General features: G+C 72.7%; 25 protein-coding genes. 14 read left to right on the forward strand and 11 right to left on the reverse strand.

The window, feature by feature from the left end; translation table 11 throughout:
• Window positions 1-102: 102 nt before the first annotated feature.
• Entirely contained in the window at window positions 103-726 is a 624-nt protein-coding gene (locus ACY34I_RS21155; protein ID WP_462756720.1) for a hypothetical protein, read from the forward strand.
• Between the two features lie 342 nt (window positions 727-1,068).
• Window positions 1,069-2,061 (forward strand): PIN domain-containing protein, encoded by a 993-nt coding sequence (locus ACY34I_RS21160; protein WP_462756721.1) that lies wholly within the window; start codon window positions 1,069-1,071, stop codon window positions 2,059-2,061.
• A 128-nt stretch (window positions 2,062-2,189) separates the two neighbouring features.
• Here the strand turns inward: ACY34I_RS21160 and ACY34I_RS21165 are convergent, their stop codons facing one another.
• Complete coding sequence (locus ACY34I_RS21165) at window positions 2,190-2,645, reverse strand: VOC family protein (RefSeq protein WP_148796865.1); 456 nt, start codon at window positions 2,643-2,645, stop codon at window positions 2,190-2,192.
• 281 nt (window positions 2,646-2,926) lie between these two features.
• On the opposite strand from ACY34I_RS21165, the gene ACY34I_RS21170 reads away from it, so the two are divergent.
• Window positions 2,927-3,703, forward strand: coding sequence for an HAD-IIB family hydrolase (locus ACY34I_RS21170; protein WP_148796863.1), 777 nt, complete (start codon window positions 2,927-2,929; stop codon window positions 3,701-3,703).
• Window positions 3,704-3,759: 56 nt separating this feature from the next.
• Here the strand turns inward: ACY34I_RS21170 and ACY34I_RS21175 are convergent, their stop codons facing one another.
• A complete protein-coding gene (locus tag ACY34I_RS21175; RefSeq protein ID WP_462756722.1) occupies window positions 3,760-4,605 on the reverse strand; it encodes an SDR family oxidoreductase in 846 nt (281 codons plus the stop codon).
• Window positions 4,606-4,726: 121 nt separating this feature from the next.
• Between ACY34I_RS21175 and ACY34I_RS21180 the strand changes: the two genes are divergently transcribed.
• Both ACY34I_RS21180 and ACY34I_RS21185 read left to right on the forward strand, forming a co-directional pair.
• The gene (locus tag ACY34I_RS21180; RefSeq protein ID WP_148796860.1) at window positions 4,727-5,080 is read left to right on the forward strand and encodes a winged helix-turn-helix transcriptional regulator; all 354 of its coding nucleotides are present in this window, start codon (window positions 4,727-4,729) and stop codon (window positions 5,078-5,080) included.
• Between the two features lie 126 nt (window positions 5,081-5,206).
• A complete protein-coding gene (locus ACY34I_RS21185; RefSeq protein ID WP_462756723.1) occupies window positions 5,207-6,997 on the forward strand; it encodes an adenylyl cyclase in 1,791 nt (596 codons plus the stop codon).
• A gap of 214 nt (window positions 6,998-7,211) precedes the next feature.
• On the opposite strand, the gene ACY34I_RS21190 is transcribed toward ACY34I_RS21185, so the two are convergent.
• Both ACY34I_RS21190 and ACY34I_RS21195 read right to left on the reverse strand, forming a co-directional pair.
• Entirely contained in the window at window positions 7,212-7,805 is a 594-nt protein-coding gene (locus ACY34I_RS21190; RefSeq protein WP_462756724.1) for an ATP-dependent Clp protease proteolytic subunit, read from the reverse strand.
• A gap of 137 nt (window positions 7,806-7,942) precedes the next feature.
• Complete coding sequence (locus tag ACY34I_RS21195; RefSeq protein WP_462756725.1) at window positions 7,943-8,524, reverse strand: helix-turn-helix domain-containing protein; 582 nt, start codon at window positions 8,522-8,524, stop codon at window positions 7,943-7,945.
• A gap of 159 nt (window positions 8,525-8,683) precedes the next feature.
• Here ACY34I_RS21195 and ACY34I_RS21200 point away from each other — a divergent pair, with 159 nt between their 5' ends.
• A complete protein-coding gene (locus ACY34I_RS21200; protein ID WP_462756727.1) occupies window positions 8,684-9,700 on the forward strand; it encodes a potassium channel family protein in 1,017 nt (338 codons plus the stop codon).
• 260 nt (window positions 9,701-9,960) lie between these two features.
• Window positions 9,961-11,778: a trypsin-like serine protease gene (locus ACY34I_RS21205; RefSeq protein WP_462756728.1), complete on the forward strand. Its 1,818-nt coding sequence runs from the start codon at window positions 9,961-9,963 to the stop codon at window positions 11,776-11,778.
• 81 nt (window positions 11,779-11,859) lie between these two features.
• On the opposite strand, the gene ACY34I_RS21210 is transcribed toward ACY34I_RS21205, so the two are convergent.
• The 3 genes from ACY34I_RS21210 to ACY34I_RS21220 all read right to left on the reverse strand — a co-directional run bounded on the left by ACY34I_RS21210 (window position 11,860) and on the right by ACY34I_RS21220 (window position 16,412).
• On the reverse strand, window positions 11,860-12,894 hold the full coding sequence (locus ACY34I_RS21210) for a 2-oxoacid:ferredoxin oxidoreductase subunit beta (RefSeq protein WP_462756729.1): 1,035 nt from the start codon (window positions 12,892-12,894) through the stop codon (window positions 11,860-11,862).
• Window positions 12,887-14,734 (reverse strand): 2-oxoacid:acceptor oxidoreductase subunit alpha, encoded by a 1,848-nt coding sequence (locus tag ACY34I_RS21215; protein ID WP_148796850.1) that lies wholly within the window; start codon window positions 14,732-14,734, stop codon window positions 12,887-12,889. The genes ACY34I_RS21210 and ACY34I_RS21215 overlap by 8 nt, the downstream gene beginning before the upstream one ends.
• A 286-nt stretch (window positions 14,735-15,020) precedes the next feature.
• Window positions 15,021-16,412 carry a hypothetical protein gene (locus ACY34I_RS21220; RefSeq protein ID WP_462756730.1) on the reverse strand — a complete coding sequence of 464 codons (1,392 nt, stop codon included), beginning with the start codon at window positions 16,410-16,412 and terminating at the stop codon, window positions 15,021-15,023.
• 122 nt (window positions 16,413-16,534) lie between these two features.
• Between ACY34I_RS21220 and ndhC the strand changes: the two genes are divergently transcribed.
• Entirely contained in the window at window positions 16,535-16,912 is a 378-nt protein-coding gene (ndhC, locus tag ACY34I_RS21225) for an NADH-quinone oxidoreductase subunit A (RefSeq protein WP_357437244.1), read from the forward strand.
• A 58-nt stretch (window positions 16,913-16,970) separates the two neighbouring features.
• On the opposite strand, the gene folP is transcribed toward ndhC, so the two are convergent.
• Window positions 16,971-17,840 (reverse strand): dihydropteroate synthase, encoded by an 870-nt coding sequence (gene folP / locus ACY34I_RS21230; RefSeq protein WP_462756731.1) that lies wholly within the window; start codon window positions 17,838-17,840, stop codon window positions 16,971-16,973.
• 161 nt (window positions 17,841-18,001) lie between these two features.
• Between folP and ACY34I_RS21235 the strand changes: the two genes are divergently transcribed.
• From ACY34I_RS21235 to ACY34I_RS21250, 4 genes are all read left to right on the forward strand, one after another.
• A complete protein-coding gene (locus ACY34I_RS21235) occupies window positions 18,002-18,745 on the forward strand; it encodes a DivIVA domain-containing protein (protein WP_462756732.1) in 744 nt (247 codons plus the stop codon).
• Window positions 18,742-19,236 carry an SRPBCC family protein gene (locus tag ACY34I_RS21240; protein ID WP_462756733.1) on the forward strand — a complete coding sequence of 165 codons (495 nt, stop codon included), beginning with the start codon at window positions 18,742-18,744 and terminating at the stop codon, window positions 19,234-19,236. Before ACY34I_RS21235 ends, ACY34I_RS21240 begins: the two co-directional genes overlap by 4 nt.
• A 46-nt stretch (window positions 19,237-19,282) precedes the next feature.
• Window positions 19,283-19,867 (forward strand): DNA-3-methyladenine glycosylase I, encoded by a 585-nt coding sequence (locus ACY34I_RS21245; protein ID WP_462756734.1) that lies wholly within the window; start codon window positions 19,283-19,285, stop codon window positions 19,865-19,867.
• 62 nt (window positions 19,868-19,929) lie between these two features.
• Window positions 19,930-20,553, forward strand: coding sequence for a hypothetical protein (locus tag ACY34I_RS21250; RefSeq protein ID WP_462756735.1), 624 nt, complete (start codon window positions 19,930-19,932; stop codon window positions 20,551-20,553).
• A gap of 34 nt (window positions 20,554-20,587) precedes the next feature.
• On the opposite strand, the gene ACY34I_RS21255 is transcribed toward ACY34I_RS21250, so the two are convergent.
• On the reverse strand, window positions 20,588-21,379 hold the full coding sequence (locus ACY34I_RS21255; protein WP_462756736.1) for an enoyl-CoA hydratase-related protein: 792 nt from the start codon (window positions 21,377-21,379) through the stop codon (window positions 20,588-20,590).
• Window positions 21,380-21,382: 3 nt separating this feature from the next.
• The gene (locus ACY34I_RS21260) at window positions 21,383-22,201 is read right to left on the reverse strand and encodes a PaaX family transcriptional regulator (RefSeq protein ID WP_462756737.1); all 819 of its coding nucleotides are present in this window, start codon (window positions 22,199-22,201) and stop codon (window positions 21,383-21,385) included.
• A 190-nt stretch (window positions 22,202-22,391) separates the two neighbouring features.
• Between ACY34I_RS21260 and ACY34I_RS21265 the strand changes: the two genes are divergently transcribed.
• Both ACY34I_RS21265 and ACY34I_RS21270 read left to right on the forward strand, forming a co-directional pair.
• The gene (locus ACY34I_RS21265; protein WP_013283866.1) at window positions 22,392-22,559 is read left to right on the forward strand and encodes a DUF3117 domain-containing protein; all 168 of its coding nucleotides are present in this window, start codon (window positions 22,392-22,394) and stop codon (window positions 22,557-22,559) included.
• 145 nt (window positions 22,560-22,704) lie between these two features.
• On the forward strand, window positions 22,705-24,165 hold the full coding sequence (locus ACY34I_RS21270; protein WP_462756738.1) for a leucyl aminopeptidase family protein: 1,461 nt from the start codon (window positions 22,705-22,707) through the stop codon (window positions 24,163-24,165).
• Between the two features lie 58 nt (window positions 24,166-24,223).
• On the opposite strand, the gene ACY34I_RS21275 is transcribed toward ACY34I_RS21270, so the two are convergent.
• A complete protein-coding gene (locus ACY34I_RS21275; protein ID WP_148796828.1) occupies window positions 24,224-24,796 on the reverse strand; it encodes an O-methyltransferase in 573 nt (190 codons plus the stop codon).
• Window positions 24,797-25,179: the final 383 nt, after the last annotated feature.

Raw genomic sequence — 25,179 nt, forward strand, 5'->3', positions numbered from 1 at the left:
CAGGCGCTGACAGCCGTGGCGACACCGGCACGAACACCTACCGGCAAGCCGTTGGCGGGGGCGGAGGCACACCAAGCGGAGGATGCCGCGGCAGCTTCGGGCGTGGCGAGGGACGCCGAGGCGCTCATCCCGGTGACGCGTCCGGTCGTGGACCTGACGTCGCCGCTGGTGGAAAAGATCGCCGAGACGCGGCTGTTGGAGCCGGTCGGGGAGGTCGTCTGGCCGGTGGCGGAGCCGATCGTTGACGTGCTGCCTCCCGCCTTGGCCCCGGTGCTCGAACTGACCCAGCCGATCATCGGCGCACCCGCTGCGACTCCGGCTTCTCCCGGCGCTCCGGTCGACGGCGCGCCGACTCCGGTCCGGGACGCGTCGACGGCCGCCACCCCTGCCGCGATCGCCCGCCCTACGCTGCCGGTCGTCGTTGTCGACCCGCAAGCCCCGTCACCGGAAGTTCCGTCCAAGCTGGCAGGCCGCGATGAGGTGCCAGCGGGCATCGGCGAGGTGGTGCAGGCGCCCTGGCCGGGCGAGCCGAGGGGAACCGCCGGTGAGACGCCTGCCGCCCCGGCCAGCACCGCCGGAACCGGCTCCGCCGTCGCCGGGACGGGCATCCCCGCGGACGCGTCACCTCGTTCCTGGTCTCCAGACCTGCACCTCGTCGGCTCCCGCCTCGGCCAGTGCGACAAGCTGGCGCACCGGTCGAGCCAACCGGACACCAGACCCGCCTGAGAATCCCGGCCGCCCGGGCGAACGGCGGAACGGCACGGCTGGTGTGCACGGCGCGGCCTGCCCGGGCAGGTCCGGTGCCGGTTTCCCACCCGCCGGATGAGCACAGCCGCGATGCCCGGTGATGCCGCTGGCAGGAGGCGCAATCGTCGCTGCCGTCTGCGGCCCGGTACCCGCCCGCATGGCCACGCCTGACCCTGGCTGGCGCCGTCCCTGGCCACCCGTCCGCGGTTGCCAGCGGGGCCGGCCGAAGAGCAAGGACGTACCCGCCCGAGCCAGAGCGCGCATGAAACCCGCAACGACCGCCGTCCGGTGACCGGTCACGCCCACTATCAGGAGAGGTCCGTGAGCAACACGCCGCCCGTTTGCCGTGCCCGATGGGGAGACATCCCCGAGATCGTCGATCTTGTCGTCGGCCCCTTCGCCGAGAGCGCCGTCGGCGCGTGGCTCGTACCCGAGGGACGACGCCGACGTGACGTGCTCGCCGCGGTCATCCGCGTCTGGACCGAGCACGCTCTGCTCTTCGGCGAGGCCTACCTCCTGCAGGATCATTCCGCCGCCGCCGTGTGGCTGCACCGGTACGGTCCCGTCCCACCGCCGAAGGGCTATGGGGAGCGGCTCGCCGTCGCCTGCGGCGACTACCTGGACCGATTCCTTCACCTCGACGACGTCCTGCGCGCCCACCGGCCCGCCGATCCCCACAACCACCTGGCGTTCTTCAGCGTGGCATCCGTTCCCCACCGGACCAGGCGCGCCGCCACCCTGCTCGCCACCAGCAACGTCCGCATGGGCCACGCTCTGCTCCCCACCTACGCCGAGGCGACAACCACTGCCGAGCTGGACCTGTACACCCGGCACGGCTACGTCCCCCACGAACCATTCAGCCTCCCCGGCGGCACCACCACCTACCCCATGTGGCGCTTCCCGGGACAGCGGAAACCCGGGCGCCGTTCATCCGCCAGAGCCAGGCATCCGGACCAGCCCGTCCGCACCCGCCCGCTGAATGAGCGCTCCATCCGGGTCATCCTCGACACATCCGCGATGCTCGCGTTCGCCAACGGCTCGATCGCCGTGGGCGAAGCGATCGCGGCGGTTGCCGACGAGGGCTGCCTCTTCGGGCTACCCGTGATGTGCCTGGCTGAGGCATCCAGGTCCGGGGCTGACCTCACCCGGCTGGACCTCCTGGTCAACCATCCGGCTGCGGCGGTGCTGACCGTTGATCCGTTCAACTGGAGGGCGCTCGCCGTCAGCTGCCGCGAGACCGGCCAGCTCGACACAGCGGCCGCGCTGCTCGCCGCCGCCGACCACGACTGCGCCATCCTGAGCGCACACACCTGATCCCGAGCACAGCAACTGGCCATGGCGACCGGCGAGCGCCGAGGATTCCGGTCCCGTGTCCACCGCTGCTCGCCGGCGGGCCGAAGCACGGCGGACGCCGATCGGCTTCCGCGCGGGTGGGAACGGGTTCAGCTCGAACTGGCGGGCTGGTCGGCGTAGACGCCCTGCAGCATTCCGGTGGCCTGCCCGATCTCGATGAGATAGCCGTCGGGGTCGCGCAGGTAGCAGCGGAGCTCGGCCTTGCGGTCGAGCGGTTCGGTCAGGAACTGCGCGCCCCTGGCTCGGGCGTCGGCGTAGAAGGCGCCGATGTCGGCCACCCGGACGTTGAGGAACGCGGACACCGGGTCGCCCGGCTCGGGTGGGGTCAGCGTGATGTCGGGCTTGTCCGGGGTGGGTCCACCGCCGGGGTTCATGATGAGCCAGCTGTTGGCGATCTTGACGATTGTCGGGTTCTCGGCCAGGACCACCTGCCCACCGAAGATGTCGGCGTAGAACTTCCGCGAGACCGCGATGTCCCGGACGGTCAGGAAGTGCGTGACAACCAGCCCTTGCCGTGGCGCGGGAAGGTCGTCGCGATCCACCATCGGTGTCTCCTCACGGTTGCCGGCCTGCCGGCCCGGTGCTCTCCGCCAGCCTTCCAGCTTCGCCGCGGCCACGTGGGCGCTCTCCGGAACTTCGACCAGATTCGACCGCGTGACGCCGATCGGCTGCTGACCCGTCGTCCGGGCCCCCGGCCACTCGATCGCTGTTACGCTCCGCGAGGGAGGACTGCGTAGCGTCACGTTCCGGACTCGCGGCTCGCGGAGGGTGTCACCGTCGGTACCCTGCTAGTCCTGGCCTGCCCGCGACGACATGGTGGTTGTTGATGAACGATCTTCGAGTGGTGGCGTTCGATCTGGACGACACGCTGGCGGTATCCAAGTCGCAGATCGATCGTCGGATGGCGGAACTCCTCGGCCACCTGCTCACCGAGGTGGACGTCCTGATCATCTCCGGTGGCCGGTTCGAGCAGTTCGAGGCGCAGGTGCTGGCCCACCTCGAGCTGACCGAGGAGCAGTTGGTCCGGTTGCACCTGATGCCGACCTGCGGCACCCGTTACTACCGGTGGCAGGACGGTGACTGGCGGCTGGTCTACGCCGAGGACCTCAGCGAGGCGGACAAGGCCCGGATCGTCGCGGCGCTCACCGAGTCGGCGCAGGCGCTCGGCCTCTGGGAGGACCGGACCTGGGGCGACATCATCGAGGACCGGGGCAGCCAGATCACGTTCTCCGCGCTCGGCCAGTCCGCCCCGCCGGCCGAGAAGTACGGCTGGGACCCGGACGGCAGCAAGAAGAAGCGGCTCCGGGACGCGGTCGCCGAGCAGCTGCCCGACCTGGAGGTACGCGGCGGCGGCTCCACCTCGATCGACGTCACCCGCAAGGGCGTGGACAAGGCGTACGGCATGCGCAAGCTGCTGGAGTGCCTGGACCTGAAGCACGACAACGTGCTCTTCGTCGGTGACCGGCTGGACCACGGCGGCAACGACTACCCGGTCAAGGCGATGGGCATCCAGTGCCACGCCGTCACCTGCTGGCAGGAGACGGCCGACTACGTGCAGGTGCTCGTCGACGACCTGGTCCGGCGGCACGCCCAGCGGGCGTAACCGCCGAGCCCGGAAGCGGGGCCCAGCGTGTGCTGAGACCCCGCTTCCCGGGCACCTCAGAGCGCGGCGCGGATCGCCTCGGCGAGGGTGGTCGGGGTGCGGCCGAGCAGCTTCGCCAGGTCGTCACCGACCTGCAGGTCGCCCTGGCCGAGACCGCGGTCGCCGTCGGCGAGCACGGCCGCGTACCCCTCGGGCATGCCGGCCGCGACCAGCAGTTCGGTCAGCTTGTCGACCGGCAGGTCGAGGTACGACACGGTGTTGCCGCTCTGCCGGGAGACCTCGGCGGCCAGCTCGGTCATGGTGAACGGCGCGCCGCCCAGTTCGTACACCCGGTTGGTGTGTCCCTCGGTGGTGAGGACGATCGCGGCGGCCTCGGCGTAGTCGGCGCGGGTGGCGGCGCTGACCCGGCCGTCGCCCGCCGCGCCCGCGACCCCGTGCTGGAGGTACGTGGGGAGCTGGCCGGTGTAGTTCTCCAGGTACCAGCTGTTGCGCAGGAAGACGTGGGGCAGGCCGGAGTCCAGGATCAGCTGCTCGGTCGCCTTGTGCTCGGCGGCGAGCACCAGGCTGGAGGTGTCCGCCTTGGCGATGCTGGTGTAGACGACCAGCCCGACACCGGCCGCCTTGGCGGCGGTGATGACGTTGCCGTGTTGCAGCACCCGGCGGCCGACCTCGCTGCCGGAGACGAACATCAGCTTCTCCGCGCCGGCGAAGGCGGCCTGCATCGACTCGGCGTCGTCGTAGTCGGCGCGCTGGGTGACCACGCCGCGCTCGGCGAGGCCGGCCAGCCGGTCGACGTCGCGGCCGAGGGCCACGATCTGGTCGGCCGGTACGCCCCGGTCGAGCAGCGACTGGACGATCAGGCGGCCGAGGTGGCCGGTGGCGCCGGTGACGACGATGGACATGGGAACCCCCTGTGTGTGCTGAGAACACTGTCTTCGCACAGCAACGGGAACATCGCAGCCTTACTTCCCGTTGGAGAGTAGGCACCTTGAAGTTCGGTACGCACTGAGAGAGAGTGAAGCCGTGCAGGCGGACCCGTTCAACCGGAACTGCGGCAGTCGGAAGGTCCTCGACCGGATCGGCGATCGCTGGAGCGTGCTGATCGTGCTCACCCTCGCCGGCGGGGAGCGGCGCTACGGCGAGCTGGCCGAGCGGATCGACGGGATCAGCCAGAAGATGCTCACCCAGACCCTGCGCGGGCTGGAGCGCGACGGCATCGTCACCCGTACCGTGCAGGCCAGCGTGCCGCCTCGGGTCGACTACGCGCTCACCGACCTCGGTCGCAGCCTGCTCGACCTGGTTGCCGGCCTGGAGGCGTGGGCCACCACCCACCTCGACGAGGTGGAGGCCGCCCGGGCCCGCTACGACGCCCGCTGAGAGTTCCGGAACCGGCGCACCCTGGCGCGATCGACGTCGATGGGATAGGAACAGGACCGTCCGACGGGAGAGCGCTCTCACGGCTCTCCCGGTCGATCCCCACCCCACCACCGACAGGGCAGGCAGATGAGACCACTCGATCCCTCCCGCCGCCGCTTCCTCACCCTCACCGCCGCGTCGGCCGCGTCGCTCACCGCCCTCGGGCTCCCGGCGCTGCCGGCCGCCGCGGCGCCCGACCATCCCGACCACGCCGAGCCCGATTTCGGACCGAACGTCTTCGTGTACGACCCGACCACCCCGACCGCCGAGATCCAGTCCACCCTGGACCGCCTCTTCGCCGTGCAGGAACGCAACGAGATGGGCGCCGACCGGTACGCCGTGCTGTTCAAGCCCGGCCGGTACGAGGTGACCGCGACGCTCGGCTACTACACGACCGTCGCCGGCCTCGGTGCCCACCCCGACGACGTGGAGGTCCACGGCGCGGTACGCGTGATCGGCCAGCCCGACCCGAACTCGCCGGCCGGGATCTCCGCCCTCACCAACTTCTGGCGCTCGGTGGAGAACCTCGCCGTCACCCCGACCGACTGGTCGAACCAATGGGCGGTCTCCCAGGCGTCCCCGATGCGCCGCGTGCACATCAAGGGCATCCTCTGGCTGGAGCCGGGCAACGGCGGCTACTCCAGCGGCGGGTACATCGCCGACTCCAAGATCGACGGCATCACCATCAACGGCTCCCAGCAGCAGTGGCTGACCCGGGACAGCGAACTCGGCGGCGACTGGACCAACGGGGTCTGGAACCAGGTCTTCTCCGGCGTGCTCGGCGCGCCCGCGCAGGGCTTCCCGAACCCGCCGTACACCACCCTGCCCACCAGCCCGGTGACCCGGGAGAAGCCGTACCTCTTCGTCGACCGCGCGGGCCGCTGGCGGATGGCCGTACCCGGGCTCCGGCACGACACCGCCGGCACCACCTGGGGCGCGGGCGCCGGGCCGGTGCCGTCGCTGCCGCTGTCCGCCTTCTTCATCGCCAAGCCCACCGACTCCGCGCGGCGGATCAACCAGGAGCTGTCCCGGGGCCGCCACCTGCTGCTCACCCCGGGCGTCTACCAACTCGACCGGGCGCTGCGGGTCACGCACCCGGACACCGTCGTGCTCGGCCTCGGCATGCCCAGCCTCGCCCCGACCACCGGCGACGCGGCCCTGCGCATCGAGGACGTGGACGGCGTACGCGTCGCCGGGGTGCTGGTCGACGCCGGGCCGGTCGAGTCGGCGGTGCTGGTCGAGGTGGGCAGGCGGAACAGCGACCGGTCGCACGCCACCAACCCGATCTCACTCCAGGACGTCTTCTTCCGGATCGGCGGTCCCTCGGCCGGCAAGGCGGCCACCAGCCTGGTGGTGAACAGCCGGCACACCCTGATCGACAACATCTGGGCCTGGCGCGGCGACCACGGGAAGGCGGGCACCATCGGCTGGAGCGTCAACACCGCCGGCACCGGCGTGGTGGTCAACGGCGACGACGTGACCGCGTACGGGCTCTTCGTGGAGCACTACCAGCGGTGGCAGACCGTCTGGAACGGCGAGCGCGGCCGAACCGTGTTCTACCAGAGCGAACTGCCGTACGACCCGCCGAGCCAGGCCGCCTGGCACAGCCCGACCGGCAACGGCTGGGCGTCGTATCACGTCGCCGACCACGTCCGCGCGCACGAGGCCTGGGGGCTGGGCGTCTACTCCTACTTCAACCAGGACGTGGACATCCGCTGCGACAGGGCGATCGAGGCGCCGCGCCGGGCCGGCGTGCGGTTCCACGACGCGATCACCGTCTTCCTCGACGGCAGCGGCGGCATCGAGCGCACCGTCAACGAGGCCGGCACCCCGGTCGTCGGCTCGTACGGCACCAGCCCGGTGGTCAGTTACCCGTGAGCCGGGCGCGGGCGCGGCGCACCCGGTGATGTAACAAAATTTCGCCGGAAGGCGCGGCGCCCGCTCCACCGTGCGTGGACGCCGTACCGCCCATAGGCTCCGATGAGTATCGAGGACTGGCACGTCGCGGCCACCCACGACGGGTGTCGGACGCGATCGAGGGGGCGTGTCCGACGCCGGCCGTGGCCGGTCGTCCAGTGCCGGCCGGCGGGCGTCAAGCGGTGAGCTGCTCGGCGCTGCTGACGACCTGGTCGATCAGGCCATACTCGCGGGCCTCCTCGGCGGTGAACCAGCGGTCCCGGTCCCAGTCGCGCTGGATCTCCGTCAACGTGCGCCCGCTGTGCCGGCCGATCAACTCCTGCATGGTCCGCTTCACGTGCAGCATGTTCTCCGCCTGGATGGTGATGTCGGCGACCGTGCCGCCGAACCCGCCGGACGGCTGGTGCATCATGATCCGCGAGTGGGGCAGGGCGAACCGCTTCCCGGCCGCGCCGGCGCAGAGCAGGAACTGCCCCATCGAGCCGGCCATCCCGAGCGCCAGCGTCGCCACGTCGTTCTTGACGTACTGCATCGTGTCGTAGACGGCCATCCCGGCGCTGACCGAGCCGCCCGGCGAGTTGATGTAGAGGAAGATGTCCCGTTCCGGGTCCTCGGCGGCGAGCAGCAGGATCTGCGCCGAGATCTGGTTGGCCGAGGCGTCGGTGACCTCGGTGCCGAGGAAGATGATGCGCTCCTTGAGCAGCCGCTCGAAGACCCGGTCGCCGAAGGACGGTTGTCCCTCGTCAAGCATCCAGATGCCGTACCCCATGACCTGACCACCCTCCGTGCCACCGGCGGGCGACGAACCGCCCCGGGAACCGGCGGCCTCCAGCGTCCAGCGGACGGTGGCCGGAGGCCCAGGGTTTCTGCCCCCGGCAGATCCGCCGTGGGCAGAACCGGCCGAAGCTAGGCGGCGGTCAGCCGCCGCCGGCCGGACCGGACCCGCCGCCTGGCCAGCGTCGCCGAGGTACGCGGACGACGGCGGGCCTCGGCCGGGGTGGGGATCAGCCAGATCCGGGTGCCGGACCCGACGGTCATCGGCGCCGGGTGGCCGAGGCCCGCGCCGTTGAGCGGGAGCGCGGTCTCGGGCAGCCCCAGCGACCCGCCGAGGAGCGGCGCCGCCAGGGCGGGACGCCGGGCGTGCAGCCGGGGCCCACCCCCCACGCGCAGGTGGGGGCCGGTGCGGGGGCCGTGCGCGGCCGGCACCCGGTCCAGCCGGGCCAGCGCCACACCCGAGGTCACCGGCGTCCGCCGCTCGACCCGCCGCAGCTCGTCGCGGGCCTCCTCGAGCAGGTCGGAGAGGTGGATCCCGAGGGCCCGGCAGATGGCCGCCAGCACCTCCGAGGAGGCCTCCTTGCGGCCGCGCTCCACCTCCGAGAGGTACGGCAGCGACACCCCGGCCGCCTGGGCGACCTCGCGCAGCGTGCGGCCCTGCCGCAGCCGTACCCGGCGGAGCACCCCGCCGATCACCCGTCGCAGCAACGACATGCGGGCCTCCTCGCGGTCGTCGTACCGGGACGTCCCCATCATGCCCCGTCCGGCGGCCCGCCAGCGCACGTGGGCGTCCACGGCGACCCGAGAGGCCGGGACGCGCCGCAACCGATATCTTGTGCTCGTGCAGGCGACGGTGGCGGGGCGGGACCGACGGTGATCCATTTTCCCGCGCAACGGCGGGGGCCGCTGAGCGCGCTCAGTCTGCGCCTGCTCGCCGCCCTAGGCCTGGTCTTCGCCGTGGTGGCCGCGGTCTGGCTGGACCGCGACGGCTACCGCGACGTCAACGAGGACGGGCTCAGCCTCCTCGACTGCTTCTACTACGCGGTGGTCTCGCTCTCCACCACCGGCTACGGCGACATCACCCCGGGCACCCCCTCGGCGCGCCTGGTCAACGTCCTGTTCGTCACCCCCGCCCGGGTGCTCTTCCTGATCATCCTGGTCGGCACCACCCTGGAAGTCCTGACCGAGCAGTACCGGACCGGCCGTCGCCTGTCGCGGTGGAGGAGGACCGTGAAGGACCACGTGATCATCTGCGGCTACGGCACCAAGGGCCGGAGCGCCGTGTCCGCGCTGCTGGAGAACGGCACGGACAGGTCCCGGATCGTGGTGGTGGAGCGGAACGCCGCCGCGCTGCGGCAGGCCACCTCGGCGGGCCTGGTCGCCATCGAGGGTTCGGCGACCCGTTCGTCCGTGCTGGAGGAGGCGCACATCCGGACGGCCCGAGCGGTGATCATCGCGACCGACAGCGACGACGCCTCGGTGCTGGTGGCCCTGACCGTCCGGCAGCTCACCGCCGGCCAGGTCCGGATCATCGCGGCGGTGCGCGAGGCGGAGAACGCGCCGCTGCTCAAGCAGAGCGGCGCGCACCACGTGATCGTCTCCTCGGCGACCGCCGGCCGGCTGCTCGGCCTCTCCACCTCCGCCCCGCCGCTGATCGACGTGGTGGAGGACCTGCTCACCCCGGGGCAGGGCATGGCGCTGGCCATGCGCTCGGCGGAGCGCGACGAGGTGGGCAGGTCGCCGCGCGAGCTGGACTCGCTGGTGATCGCGCTGGTCCGGCGGGGCCGGGTGGTAACGCTCACCGATCGGGCCGGCGCGGAGATCGAGACCGGCGACATGGTCGTGTACGTCCGCGACGACCGCCCGCAGGCGACGGCCGCCACCCACTGATCAGGTGAACGGTCGGACATCCACGAACAACCACTTGGATCTTTATCTTTCCGTGGTTGCTTGCTAGCGTTTGGCCGCTTGGAACTGCCAACGGAGGCGCGGCAACCAATCGGGTCGCCGGCGCCACTTCCTTGGCCCGGGCACGGGGGATTCACTGTCACGCGAGCTCATTGACCTCGTGTGTCTCGTTCGCGACCTCCCAGGTGCCGTGCCAGGACGGCAGTTTCGAGTGCCTCGGTAACCAAACGACGGGATAACTAGTGGCTCAAGAGGCAGAAACTGCAGGAACCCGACGGCGGCGAGCGGCCGGAATCCTGGCCGGCATCGCACTCGGCGGCGCGGCGGTCGTCGCGCCGGGCACCGCCGTCCAGGCGGCCCCGGCCGGCGGAGCGTCCGACGCGCGCACCGTCCAAGCCGAACGGCCGACGAAGCTGCCGCACTTCCGGGAGGGGAAGTTCACCCCGCCCGCCCCGGGCGCGTACGGCCCCCGGTTCCAGTCGAAGGGCACGGGCGCGACTCCGCGGATCGTCGGTGGCACCACCGTCAGCGCGGCGGACCACCCCTACATCGTCGGTGTCGTCACCTACCTCGACACCGGCATCGGCTGGTGCACCGGCACCGTCGTCGCCCCCAACAAGGTGCTGACGGCGGCGCACTGCACCGCTGACGGAGCGGGCACGACCCGGGTCATCGCCGGGCACGACCAGCTTCTCGACGCCAACGGCAACATCATCACCACCGCCGGCTACGTCGCGGAGGTCGGTTCCACCTGGACCCACCAGGGCTGGAACATCGCCGCGCAGTACGACCAGACAGCTGACACGATCCTCGACGACGTCTCGGTCCTCACCCTCAAGAAGGACCTGCCGGTCGAGTACACGCCGATCACCTTCAGCGCGCAGGGCGAGACGGCGTACACGGCCGGCGACATGGCGGACATCGTCGGGTACGGCGTCACCAGCTCGGACGAGAACGTCGACCCGGGCGACACCCGGCTGCGCAGGGCGTCGGTGCCGATCCAGACCGACACCTACTGTGCCGCCGACGCCAACCAGGCCGGCATCGGGTACGACGCCAACCGGATGCTCTGCGCCGGGAACGGCACGCCCACCACGCCGTCCGCCGACACCTGCGGCGGCGACTCCGGCGGCCCGCTGCTGGTGAACGGCAAGCAGGTCGGCCTCACTGACTGGGGCTACGGCAACTGCGGTGAGCACCCGGGCTTCTACGAGGAGCTGGGCTACTACTCCGACTCGATCAAGGCGGACTTCACCCGGCCGCCGCTGGTCAACGCCGACTGGACCGGCGACGGCCACACCGACCTGATCGCCCGGGACTCGGCCGGCAAGCTGCGGCTCTTCGTGGGCAGCGGGTTCGGCAACGACGGGTACGGCGGCTTCTGGTCGAACGACCGGATCCTCGGCACCGGTTGGGGCAGCTTCAAGCGGGTCTTCCGGGTCTACAACTGGAACGGCGACAACAAGCCGTCGATCATGGTGGTGAACACGGCCAACGAGCTGTGGATCTACAACACCGACGGCGCCGGCAACTTCGCCGGTTCCCCGAAGCTGATCGGCACCGGCTGGGGCAGCTTCACCGCCCTGATGGTGACGAACAACTGGCTGGGCAACAACCGCCCGAGCCTGATGGTCCGCCGGGACAACGGTGACCTCGTCCGCTACACCAGCAACGGCGCGGGCGGCTGGGACAACCCGAAGGGCACCCTGATCGGCACCGGGTACAACTCGTTCAACCTGTTCCTCACCCCCGGCGCCTGGAAGGGTGACGGCCTTGAGGTGCTGATCTGCCGCACCACCACCGGCGACCTGAAGCTTTACCAGTCGGACGGCCAGGGCGGTTGGACCAACCCGAAGGGCACGGTCATCGGCACCGGCTGGGGCGGGTTCAAGAACATCCTCACCCCGGGCGACTGGAACGGCGACAACATGGTGGACATGCTGGGCGTCAACAGCGTCGACGACATGCGCATGTACACCACCGACGGGTACGGCAACTGGATCGACGCCCGCGGCAAGACGATCATGGGCGGCTGGGGCGCCTACAACCTGGTCTTCTGATCGGGATCGCGCCACTGCGTGAACGAAAGGGCCCGCGACCTGTGGTCGCGGGCCCTTTCCGTGGTCGCCGAAGCGTCGACGTCAGCCGATCGTCCAGGTGTCACCGCTGGCCAGGAGTCCGGCGAGCTGCTGCTCCGGGGTCTCGTCGACGCTGGCCTTCGCCGTGGTGACCTGCTCCTGCACCACGCTGTCGTACGACGGGCGGGTCACCGAGCGGAACACGCCGATCGGGGTGTTGCGCAGGTCCGCACCCGGCAGCCGGGACAGCGCGAAGGCGTACGCGGGGTCGGTGACGCCGGCGTCGTGCACCACGATCTCCTCGGCCGGGGTGGCCGCGGTGTCCCGGACCTCCAGCCCGAAGCCGCCCGGCGGGTGGACGACGCAGAACTGCCCGTCCTTGCCGAACGTGATCGGCTGCCCGTGCTCCAGCCGGATCAGGTAGTCGTCCCGGGTGGCCGGCTCCTTGAGCTGGTCGAACGCGCCGTCGTTGAAGATGTTGCAGTTCTGGTAGATCTCCACGAACGCGGAGCCCTGGTGCTCGGCGGCGGCCCGCAGCACCGACTGGAGGTGCTTCCGGTCGGAGTCGATGGTCCGGGCGACGAAGGTGGCCTCCGCGCCGAGCGCCAGCGACAGCGGGTTGAACGGGGCGTCCGCGGAACCGACCGGGGTCGACTTGGTGATCTTGCCGACCTCCGAGGTCGGCGAGTACTGCCCCTTGGTCAGGCCGTAGATCCGGTTGTTGAAGAGCAGGATCTTGAGGTTGACGTTGCGGCGCAGCGCGTGGATCAGGTGGTTGCCGCCGATGGAGAGCGCGTCGCCGTCACCGGTGACCACCCAGACCGACAGGTCCGGTCGGGTCACCGACAGGCCGGTGGCGATCGCCGGGGCGCGGCCGTGGATCGAGTGCATCCCGTAGGTGTTCATGTAGTACGGGAAGCGGGACGAGCAGCCGATGCCCGAGATGAAGACGATGTTCTCCCGGGGGATGTTCAGCTCCGGCATGAAGCCCTGCACGGCCGCCAGGATGGCGTAGTCGCCGCAGCCGGGGCACCAGCGTACCTCCTGGTCGGACTTGAAGTCCTTGGCGGTGAGCTTGAGGGCGATGGGCTCAGACATTCTTCAGGACCTCTTCCAGCATCGTCTCCAGCTCGGCGGCCGTGAACGGCAGGCCGCGGACCTGGTTGTAGCCGATCGCGTCGACCAGGTACTTCGCCCGGATCACGTGGGCGAGCTGGCCGAGGTTCATCTCGGGGATGACCACCCGGTCGTACGCGCGCAGCACCTCGCCGAGGTTGGCCGGCATCGGGGCCAGGTGGCGCAGGTGCGCCTGGGCGATGGAGAGCCCGCGCTGCCGCAGGCCCCGGCAGGCCGCCCCGATCGGGCCGTACGTCGAGCCCCAGCCGAGCACCAGCACCCGGGCGTCGCCGTCCGGGTCCTCCACCTCGACGTCCGGCACCGGGATGGTCTCGATCCGGGCCGCCCGGGTCCGCACCATGAAGTCGTGGTTCGCCGGGTCGTACGAGATGTCGCCGGTCTTGTCGGCCTTCTCCAGGCCGCCGATCCGGTGCTCCAGCCCCGGGGTGCCCGGGATGGCCCACGGCCGGGCCAGGGTCTCCGGGTCCCGCAGGTACGGCAGGAAGGTGGTGCCGTCCTCGCCGTTGGGCCGGGAGGCGAAGTCGACCCGCAGGTCGGGCAGGCTCGCCACGTCCGGCAGCAGCCACGGCTCGGAGCCGTTGGCCACGTAGTTGTCGGACAGCAGGATCACCGGGGTGCGGTAGGTCAGCGCGATCCGGGCCGCCTCCAGGGCGGCGTGGAAGCAGTCCGCCGGGGACTTGGGCGCGATCACCGCGACCGGGGCCTCGCCGTGCCGGCCGTACAGCGCCAGGTTGAGGTCGGCCTGCTCGGTCTTGGTCGGCATGCCGGTGGACGGCCCGGCGCGCTGCACGTCGACGATGACCAGCGGCAGCTCCAGCGCCACGGCCAGGGAGATGGTCTCGCTCTTCAGCGCCACGCCGGGGCCGCTGGTGGTGGTGACCCCGAGCGAGCCGCCGTACGACGCGCCCAGCGCCGCGCCGACCGCGGCGATCTCGTCCTCGGCCTGCATGGTGACCACGCCGAACCGCTTGTGCTTGCTCAGCTCGTGCAGGATGTCCGAGGCCGGGGTGATCGGGTACGCCCCGAGGAAGACCGGCAGCCCGGAGCGGACGCCGGCGGCCACCAGGCCCAGCGACAGCGCCGCGTTGCCGGTGATGTTCCGGTAGGTGCCCGGCACCATGCTGGCCGGCTTGACCTCGTAGCGGACGGAGAAGTCCTCGGTGGTCTCGCCGAAGTTCCACCCGGCCCGGAAGGCGGCCACGTTCGCCGCGACCAGCTCCGGACGGGCCGCGAACTTGCGCTCCAGGAACCGCAGCGTCGACTCGTACGGGCGCGAGTACATCCAGCTCAGCAGGCCGAGCGCGAACATGTTCTTGGCCCGCTCGGCGTCCTTCTTGGACACGTCGTGCGCGGCCAGCGCGCCGATCGTCATCGAGGTCAGCGCGACCGGGTGCACCACGTACCCGGTGAGCGAGCCGTCCTCCAGCGGGCTGGTCGTGTAGCCGACCTTGGCCAGGTTGCGCTTGGTGAACTCGTCGGTGTTGACGATGATGTCCGCGCCGCGCGGAAGCTCGGCCAGGTTGGCCTTGAGCGCCGCCGGGTTCATCGCCACCAGCACGTTGGGCGCGTCGCCGGGGGTCAGGATGTCGTAGTCGGCGAAGTGCACCTGGAAGCTCGACACACCCGGCAGGGTGCCTGCGGGGGCCCGGATCTCGGCCGGGAAGTTGGGCAACGTGGAGATGTCGTTGCCCAGCTGAGCCGTCTCCGAGGTGAACCGGTCACCGGTGAGCTGCATGCCGTCGCCGGAGTCGCCGGCGAACCGGATGACCACCCGGTCCAGTTGACGGATCTGCTTGGTCACGCCCGCACCTCGCTTCGCTCAGCGCCGTCACACGGGCGGCTGAACATGATGGTGACCCCGCCTTGCCCGGCCACGTGCCCTCCTTGACGCGCTGCTGCCGGGAGCCGTCCGTAGCCCGGCCCGGCCCGCTCCATTTCTCACGTCAGAGCCTACGTCGGGCCCTTAGGGCCACCTTGGTGGAGGTCCGACGTATGGGACCCGATCCGCCCGCCGTATGCCCGGTTTTGCGGCGTTTAGTACCGTCACCGTAACTCAGATCACCGCAGGCTCGAAGGGGTCCGGCGGATCACTCCCGGGTGGGGCCGGCGGCCGGACCGACGCCCGTCCGGCGGCGCAGCGAGGTGGTCGCCAGGACCAGCGCGAGCACCACCACGAGGCCGGAGGCGGCGATCAGCACGACGGCGGTCCGAACCGGGCCGAAGCCGTCCTCGTCGGCGGCCCGCCCCGCGTGGGCCAGCACGCCCTCGGAGTCGGCCGCCACGGGCAGGGCCAGCGCGGCGGCGGAGGTGATCCGGAAGCTCATCTGCACCTGCCGGTCCCGCCCGCTGCGCGGCTCCAGCCGGCCGGCGACCGCGCCGGACAGCGGGGCCCGGCGCTGGGCCTCCGGCGTGGCGGCCACCGGCAGCCGCAGGGTGGCGCTGCGCCCCGCCGGCACCGTGCCCAGGTCGCACCGGGTACGGGTCGGGGCGACGGCGGTGCAGCCGGCCGGCGGGTCGGTGGGGGTCACCCCGGCGGGGAGGACCACCTCGACCCGCCCGGCGGCGTCGACCTTGCCGGTGTTGCCCAGGCGTACGGCCAGGGTGGTCGGGTCACCGCCGACGCCGAACAGCACCTCCTCGGCGCGGAGCGCGATCCCGGGCGCCGGCGGTCCGGGCGGGAAGAGGACGGCGAAGCCCTCGTCGTCGGTGGCCGCCCCGCTGACCCCGGGTGCGGTGGCGGTGACCCGGACCGAGCCGCTCAGCGGCATGGACCGCCAGGCGGTGCCCGCGACCCGGATCCGGATCGAGCTGCGGAACCGGGTGCCCGGCGCGGTGGTCCACCCGCCGCATCGGTAGGTGCCGCCACCGGCGGGCGCGCAGCCGGCGGTCCCCGCGTCGGTCAGGCCGGCCGGCAGCGTGTAACCGAGCCGAACCCGCGCCGTGGTGCCGCCGGTGTTGGTCACGGTCACCCGCAGCGTGGTCACCGTGCGGTCCGCGTTCCAGTAGGCCGGGGTGAGCGTGACGTCCTCGGTGGTGACCCGCACGCCGAGCCGGCCGCCGGCTGACTGGCCGGGCGCCGCGGGCGGGGCGGCCGGCGGGGGAGCCGGGGCGGTGGTGGTCGGCGCGGTCGTGGTGGGCCGGGGTTTGCCCGGGGTGGTGGTCGTCGGGGCCGGCGCGGTCGTCGTCGGGGCCGGCGGCGTGCTCGTCGGGGGCGCGCTCTCGGTCGGCGGCGCGGTGGTCGGCGCCGGCTCGGTCGTGGTGGGGCCCCCGGTGGGCGTGCCGTCGGTCGGGTCGCCGCCGGGGTCGGTCGCCGGATCGGTGGCCGCGCGAGCCACGCCGGTCAGTGTGGGCGACGCCGTGGCCCACCCGGGCGCCACCCCGACCGCCGCCGCGAGGCCGGCGGCCAGCGCCGACGCGAGCAGCACGGAGGTACGTCGGTGCCCGGCCCGGCGAGCGGGCCGTACGCGGGGGCGCGTCATCTGTCCTCCGTGAGGCTCACTGGGTTTCATTCTTTCGGCCATAGTTGTCATCGGGCGTTAGGTCAAAAACGAAACAAAGTCGCGCGGACCGCCTGGACGGGCGGAGCGGTAGGCTCCCGACCGTGACCGGTTATCTCGGCTCGTACGCCACCCTCGGTCTCCTGCTGCTCGCCGCCGTGCTCTTCTTCGTCACGGCGTTCTCAGCCAATCGGGTGTTACGTCCTAGCCGTCCGGCTGACCCCTGGGGAAAACGGGCCAGCTACGAGTGCGGCCTCGACCCGGTCGGCGGCGACTGGGCGCAGATGCAGATCAGGTACTACGTCTACGCGTACCTGTACGTGCTCTTCGCGGTCGAGGCGGTCTTCCTCTTCCCCTGGGCGCTGGTCTTCGACCGGCCCGGGTTCGGCGCGACCACGGTGGTGGAGATGGCCGTCTTCGTCGCCGTGGTGGCGCTCGGCATCCTCTACGCCTGGCGGAAGAACATCCTCCGCTGGACCTGACCGACGGCTCCAGGGCGCTGCGCGGCGTCAGACGCGCCGCGCTGGAGTTGTCGTAGGCTCAGGCCAGCCCGCGACGGGTCAGGGTCGGCGGCCGGTCTCCCTTGATCGAGGCGACCATGTCCAGCACCCGGCGGGTCTCGCGCACCTGATGGGCGCGGAACACCCGGGCGCCGAGCCAGGCCGAGACGGCGGTGGCGGCCAGCGTGCCCTCCAACCGGTCGGGCACCGGCAGGTCCAGCGTCTCGCCGATGAAGTCCTTGTTCGACAGGGCCACCAGCAGCGGCCACCCCGTGTCGGTGAGCTCGGCGAGCCGCCGGGTGATCTCCAGGGAGTGGCGGGTGTTCTTGCCGAAGTCGTGCGCCGGGTCGATCAGGATCCCGTCCGGGCGTACGCCGAGGGCCACCGCCCGCTTGGCGAGCCCGGTCACCGTCGCGGCCACGTCGGCCACCACGTCGTCGAACGCGGCCCGGTGCGGCCGGGTGCGCGGGGTGAGCCCGCCCGCGTGCGAGCAGACCAGCCCGGCGCCGGTCTCCGCCGCGACCCGGGCCAGCGCCGGATCCGCCCCCGACCAGGTGTCGTTGAGCAGGTCGGCGCCGGCCGCCACCGCCTCCACGGCCACCTCGGCCCGCCAGGTGTCGATCGAGATGACCACGTCGGGGAAGGCGGCCCGGACCGCCGCGATGGTGTCCACCGTCCGGCGGATCTCCTCGGCCACGTCCACCTCGTCGCCCGGACCGGCCTTCACCCCGCCGATGTCGATGATGCCGGCGCCCTCGGCCACCGCCCGGTCCACCGCCCGCAGCGCGCTGTCCTGGGCGAAGGTGGCGCCCCGGTCGAAGAACGAGTCCGGGGTGCGGTTGACGATCGCCATCACCACCAGCTCACCCGGGGAGAAGGTCCGCCCACCGAGCCGTAGCGCCCCGGCCATGCCCGCCTCCTGATCTCCGCCCCGGCCCCGGTCGTCCGCCGGCCGCCCCCGACGCTATCCGGTCGATCGCCGATCGGCCCGCCCGGTACGCGGGGTTTCGAATCATGGTCGGAGCGGGTGGAGGGCTCGCCCGAGGCGCGCCCGCATGCCACGATCTCCCCATGGGTGAGGTTCTGCTCCTCTTGGTCGTCGCGCTGACCGTCGCGGCGGTGGTGTTCGGGGTGACGGTGCTGGTCTCCGGGCGGGACCCGGGCCTGGTGCCGGCCGAGCCGGACGGGCGGGCCGTACCCCTGCCGGGCAGCCGTCCCCTGGACGAGTCGGACGTCGCCGAGGTGCGCTTCGACACCGCGCTGCGCGGCTACCGGATGGCCCAGGTCGACCAGGCGCTGCGCCGGGCCGCGTACGACATCGGCTACAAGTCGGAGCTGATCGGCGTGCTCGAGGCCGAGGTCGCCGCGCTCCGGGCGGGGCGGACCGAGGAGGCCGACGCGCTGCGCCGGACCCGCGAGGAGGCCGCCGGCGCGAACCCGGCCGACGCCCCGGGCGATGAGAGCACCGGTTCCTCGGCCGACGCCCCGGCTGCCGACACCTCGGCCGCGGAGGCGACCGACCCGCCGGCCGCCGAGTCGGCTGCCCCGCTGACCGCCGACGCGGGCCTGGCCGCTGCGCCGGCCGCCGCCGCGGTGGAGGACGAGGCGACGCTCCCCTCGGACACCCCGACGCCCCCCGGCCCGGCGGCCCCGGTCGCGGCGCCCGCCGACGAGGCGGCAGCCGACCGGGCGGCCGCGGGTCGGGCAGCGGCCGAGCCCACCCCCGCCCCGGCCGACGACTCCACCGGGACGGGCGCCCCGGCTGACGACGGCGAGCGGAAGCGCGGTGCGGTGGTCCGCTCGGAGTCGGCGTGACCGGCCCGGAGGGCGACGGACTCGACGATGCCGCCCAGCCCGGCGCCGCCGAGGTCACCGCGACGGTGATCGTCGACGCGCCGGCCGAACGGGTCTTCGCCGCGCTGACCGCGTGGGAGCGGCAGTCCGACTGGATCCCGCTCACCACGGTCCGCGTGGTGGAGGGCGACGGCGGCGAGGGGAGCCTGGTGGAGGCGGTCACCGCGTTCGGCCCTGCCGTGGTGCGGGACGAGATGCGGGTGGTCCGGGTGGACGCCCCGTACGAGGTCGGGGTGGTGCACTGCGGCAAGCTGCTGCGCGGGCCCGGGGTGCTGCGCTGTACCCCGGTGGAACGGGACCGTACGCAGGTGGTCTGGCACGAGTGGTTCCATCTGCCCGGCGGGACCGCCGGCCGGGTGGCCTGGCCGGTGCTCTGGCCGGGCTCGAAGTTCGGCCTCACCCAGGCGCTGAAGAAGTTCGCCCGGCTGGTGGAGCAGGGCCGGCTGCCCTGAGCCCGGTCGTGGTCGGTTGTCGGTGGGCTGGCCTACCGTTTACGCCGTGACTGACCTGGTGACCGGCGCCGACGGCCTGCCCCGCTGCGCCTGGGGAGCGAGCACCCCGGACTACGCCGTCTACCACGACCGGGAGTGGGGCCGGCCGCTCCGTGGCGACGACGCGCTCTACGAGCGGCTGACCCTGGAGGCGTTCCAGTCCGGCCTGTCCTGGCTGACCATCCTGCGCAAGCGGCCGGCGTTCCGGCTCGCCTTCGACGAGTTCCGGATCGAGAAGGTCGCCGGCTACGGCGAGGCCGACGTGGCCCGGCTGCTGGCCGACGCCGGGATCGTCCGCAACCGGGCCAAGGTCGAGGCGGCCATCGCCAACGCCCGGGCCGCGCTGGAGTTGCCCGACGGCCTCTCCGCGCTGCTCTGGTCCTACGCGCCGCCGCCCCGCCCGGCCCGGCCCGGGTCGTTTGCCGACGTACCGGCGCTCACCCCGGAGTCGACCGCGCTGGCCAAGGCGCTCAAGAAGCGCGGCTTCCGCTTCGTCGGCCCCACCACCGCCTACGCGCTGATGCAGGCCACCGGCATGGTGGACGACCACCTCGCCGGCTGCCACGTCGCCCTCGACCCGGCCGGGACGTGACGCCGGTGGCGCCCGGCCGACGTGCCGGGACCGGCACCGGCGCGGCGTGGTGGGATTGACCCATGACCGACACCGAGCTCCGCACGAGTGGGACGAGCGAGACCACCGCGTCCGGCGCCTGGGCGGTGCTGCTGCCCGCCGAACGGTACGAGGCCGAGCGGCTGGTGCACCACGACACCCTGGAGCTGACCGGGCTGGAGAGCGTCGTCCGGGCCCGGCCGGGTGACCCGGTCGCGGTGCTGGTCGACGAGCCGCTGCGGCTGGTGGCGCTCGGCCGGGTCGCCCTGGCCACCGCCGAGAACCGGGAGGACCCGGACGACCCCCAGTCCGAGGCCGGTCCGGGGGAGCTCGTGGTGACGTACACCCGGCGGGTGCTCGACGAGCCGGTGCGGGTGGACGACCTCCTGGCCCTCGACGGGCCGGTGACCGGGTTGGACCTGGCAGCCTGGCGGGAGCTGGGGGCCCGGCTCGGCCCGCCGCCCGCCCGGCGGTCCTGGCTGGTCAGCCTCGACCTGCCGATCGAGGCGGCCTCGCCCGCCGAGGCGGTCCGGCTCTTCTGGTCGTACGTGCAGGAGCTGGGCCCCCGGGAGCTGCCCGCCTTCGTCTCGCCCAGCGGGGACGAGCTGGCCATGCAGGCCTACGTGCTCGGCGTGGTGGCCAACCAGGATCCCGAAGAGGACGACTGACGCCTGCCGGCCGTCCCGGAGCCGCGGGGCCGGCTCAGCGGCCCTCGAAGACCGGCTTCTGCTTGTTGACGAACGCCATGGTCGCCGCCCGGTGGTCGGCGGTGGTGCCGCAGATCGACTGAGCCTGCGCCTCGGCGGCGAGGGCGTCGGCGAGAGTCCCGGCGTCGGCGATGGAGAGCTGGCGCTTGATCGCCCCGTACGCGACGGTCGGGCCGGCGGCGAGCCGGGCGGCCAGCTCCTGCGCGGCCGGCAGCACCTGCTCGTCGTCGTCCACCAGGCGGGTGAGCAGGCCCAGCCGGCCGGCCTCGTCGGCGCCCACCGGCTCGGCGAGCATCAGCAGCTCGACGGCCTTGGCGTGGCCGACCAGCCGGGGCAGCGTCCAGGAGGCGCCGGTGTCGGCGGCGAGCCCGACCCCGGCGAAGGCCATCAGGAACTTCGTCTTCGGGCCGCCGATCCGGAAGTCGGCGAGGAACGCCAGCGAGGCGCCGGCCCCGGCGGCCATGCCCCGGACCGCGGCGACCACCGGCTTGGGCAGGTTGGCCAGCCGGGCGGCGATCGGGTTGTAGTGGGCCCGCACGGTGCCCAGCGGGTCGGTGTCGGCGGATTCGAGGGTCTGCACGTGCTCCCGCAGGTCCTGCCCGGCGCAGAACGAGCCGCCCGCCCCGGCCAGCACGACCGCCCGGCAGGACCGGTCGGTCTCCAACTCCGCGAGGGCGTCGCGGAGCGCCTCCTTGAGCGCCAGGTCCAGCGAGTTCATCGCGTTCGGGCGGTTCAGCGTCAAGGTGACGACGGCGTCGGTGCGGTCGACGAGCAGCGGCTCGGTCACGTTCTAACGACCCTTCTGTCGGGCGAGGCGGTTGCTGGCGTCGAGGCACTGCTCGACGTACCGGTCGGCGGCCGGCCGGAGCCGGGCCGCGTGCCGGTCGAAGAAACCGGCCGCGCTGGTGCCCGGCCAGCGCTCGGGGAGCAGCGCCGGGGGCAGCTGCGGATCCTGGAAGAGGAAGGTACGCCACGCGTGCACGAGCCGGAACCGGGCCGCGTACGCCTCCTCGTCGGTGCTGCGCACGGTGACGCCGGACAGCAGGGGCTTCTGCTCGGCGACGAACCGTTCGTACGCCCGGCCGATCTCGGCCAGGTCCCAGGCCCGGCGGACCACCCCCATGGCGCCGGGGTTGCCGGCGGCGTGGGCGGCGGTGAACCGCTCGTAGCGCACGCCCGCCTCGGCGAGCAGGACGTCGACGTCCTCTCCCGGGCGGGTGGCCACCCAGGTGCAGTCGTCGAGCGTGCCGTAGCCGAGGAAGGTCAGGTTGGCGGCGAGCCGCTGCCGGTCGCGCCGGGAGGCCGGGGCCTCCAGCACCAGCATGTCGAACCGCCCGTCCCAGCTGTGCCGCCCCGTCCGGTAGATCCGGGAGGCTGCCTCGTCGAGTCGGCGCCCCGCTTTCGGCGTGATCGAATAACCGGGTCCGGTGGCGAGCCGGAGCGGTTCGAGCCAGCCCTGGCGGACCATCCGGGAGACCGCGGTGCGGACGGCCGGAGGGGCGATCCCGAGCGGCGCCAGCAGCTTGACCAGGGCGGCCACGGGTGCGCGCCCACCCCTCGCCCGGAGGTGGTCGCCGTACAGGTCGAAGAGTGCCGACCGTGCCTGCATGACCGCACATTGTGACAGGCCTACCCAAGATAAGCTAGATGCTGTTACATCAATGCTGCTTCGGTTTGGGTCCGGCGGTGTTCATCAGGGAAAATCGTTGGTCGACGCCCCCGCGATGGTTGCGGGTGGTTATGGCGAAGTGGCTGTGGGGCAACCCACCGACCCTGGTGTAGGTCTGAGGGGAGACAACATGGCGGCGATGAAGCCGCGGACGGGCGACGGTCCGCTGGAAGTCACCAAGGAGGGCCGGGGCATCGTCATGCGGGTCCCGCTGGAGGGTGGTGGCCGGCTCGTCGTCGAGATGACTCCCGACGAGGCCACCGCGCTGGGTGACGCGCTGAAGGCGGCCGCCGGCTGAGTTGAGGAGCGGTCCGCGTGACGGCTGTCGCGCGAACGGTTCGTCCTACCCTGAGCCACCGGCACCAGCCGGTGGCTCAGGGCCTTCGTCGACTCGATCCGGCGAAGTATCCCGCTTTGAGAATTTTCCGGAGGTACGGTCCAGCGTGCTGGCCATTCGTCTGGTGCGCGAGCCCGAGCGGCTCGACACCCTCGTCCTGCCCGTTCGTCCCGAGGGGCCGGACAGCCCGCCCGCGCTGGTCCCCACCGCCTCGCCGCCCGCCGACGACGTCCAGGCCGAGGCGGCCTCGCTGCTGCCCGCCGCCCGGCTGACCGGTGCCGCCGGAGAGGTCCGGGAGCACCTGCGCCCGGGCGGCACGCCCGCGCGGCTGGTGCTGCTCGGCGTCGGCGACGGCGACGAGCACGGCTGGCGGGGCGCCGGCGCGGCGCTCGCCCGTGCCGTCAAGAATGAGACGTACGTCACGGTCGCCCTCCCGGCGGACGCCGCGGTGGCCCTGCGTGGCCTGGTCGAGGGGCTGCTGCTCGGCTCCTACCGGTTCCGGCTGACCGAGGCCGGCGGGACGCCCGCGCTGGCCGAGGTGGACGTCGTGGTGAGCGATCCGGACGGGCTCGCCCCGACCCTGGCGACGGCCCGCACCACCGCCGAGATGACCCGGCTGGCCCGCGACCTGACCAACACCCCCTCGTCGACGAAGAACCCGGGCTGGTTCGCCGCCCAGGTGGCGGCTGCGGCGGCCGACCGCCCCGACCTGCACCTGCGGGTACGCGGGCCGGAGGAGTTGGCGGCCGAGGGCTTCGGCGGGATCCTCGCCGTCGGCGGCGGCTCGGCCAGCGGCCCCCGCCTGGTCGAGCTGGACTGGCGGCCGGCGGACGCGCGTACCCACGTGGTGCTGGTCGGCAAGGGGATCACCTTCGACGCCGGTGGCATCTCGATCAAGCCGGTGCCGGCCATGAAGCTGATGCGCAAGGACATGGCGGGCGCCGCCGCGGTGGTCGCCGCGACCCTGGGCGCCGCCGCGCTCCGGCTGCCGGTGCGGGTCACCACGCTCGCGCCGCTCGCCGAGAACATGGTCAGCGGCTCGGCCTTCCGCCCCGGCGACGTCATCCGCCACTACGGCGGCGTGACCAGCGAGAGCACCAACTCCGACGCCGAGGGCCGGCTGGTGCTGGCCGACGCGATGGCGTACGCGGAGCGCGAACTCCGCCCCGACCTGCTGGTCGACCTGGCCACCCTGACCGGCGCGAACGCGGTGGCGCTGGGCAAGCGGCACGGCGCGCTGTACAGCGAGAACGACGAACTCGCCGCCGACCTGCTGGCCGCGATCGAGGCGGCCGGCGAGCGCGCCTGGCGGATGCCGCTGGCCACCGACTACCTGGACTACCTGGGCAGCGACGTGGCCGACCTGCACAGCTCCCCGGCCCGGGGCGCCGGCTCGATCGTGGCCGCGCTGTTCCTCCGCGAGTTCACCGGCGACCTGCGGGACCGCTGGGTGCACGTGGACATGTCCGCCCCCTCCTGGTCCGAGGACGAGCAGGCCGAGCTGACCCGGGGCGCCACCGGCTGGGGCGTACGCGGGCTGCTGCGCTGGCTGGCGACGCTGGGCTGACGGCGCGAGCCGGCCCCGCCGGGGCGCCGTCGCACCCGCGGCGGCGCCGGTGCGGCGGTCAGGCCTTCACGGCGACGAGCAGGCCGTGCCCGACCGGCAGCAGCGCGGGGATCCAGTGCTCCGACTCCCGGATCGCCTTGATGGTCTCCCGGACGGTGACCGTCTCCACGTCCCGGGCGGCGGGGTCGCCGATCCGGCCGCCCGCCAGGGTGCCGTTGAGCGCCAGCACCCCGCCGGGCCGCAGCAGCCGCAGCGCGGCGTCCACGCAGGCGGTGAAGCCGGCCGCCTCGGCGTCGACGAAGATCAGGTCGTAGGCGCCGTCCGCGAGCCGCGGCAGCACGTCGAGGGCCCGGCCGGTGATGATCCGGGTACGTCCCGACGGAAAGCCCGCCTCCACGAAGAGCCGCCGGGCGATCCGCTGGTGCTCCACTTCCACGTCGATGGTGGTGAGCACGCCGTCGGGCCGCATGCCGCGCAGCAGCCAGACGCCGCTGACCCCGGTGCCGGTGCCGATCTCGACCACCGCCCGGGCGTTGCCGGCGGCGGCGAGCAGGCGCAGCGCGGCCCCGGCTCCCGGCGTCACCGCCTCCACGCCCACCTCCTGGGCGAGACTGCGGGCGGTCCGCAGCACGAGGTCCTCGGTGACGTACGACTCGGCGAACTGGAGCGCCTGGGCCGTCGAGTTGCCGGAACCGGCGACCGTGGCGATGGGACACCTCCGGGCGGTGGGAATGGTGCGAGGGGTCGGTTGGCGGTACGAGCCTAGAGGCGAGATCCGACGCGCGCAGCCGCGAGTGTGCTCCGCAACGATCACGGCCGGGCAACCCCTGACTCCGTTCGGGGCATTCGTGCAATCCTGGACGGTGTCCCCGTGCGGCACGGCCGGCTCCGTCGGCCCCAGGCGCGGGACGTGCGGGACGGACTGGGAGGCACCGACGTGACCGACGGCTGGGACTGGCGCCAGCCCGGCGGGACCCCGACACCGGCGGGAGGGCCGGCGGCCGGGAGCCCGCC

The organism is Micromonospora sp. RTBAU3-60 (genome assembly GCF_054963695.1).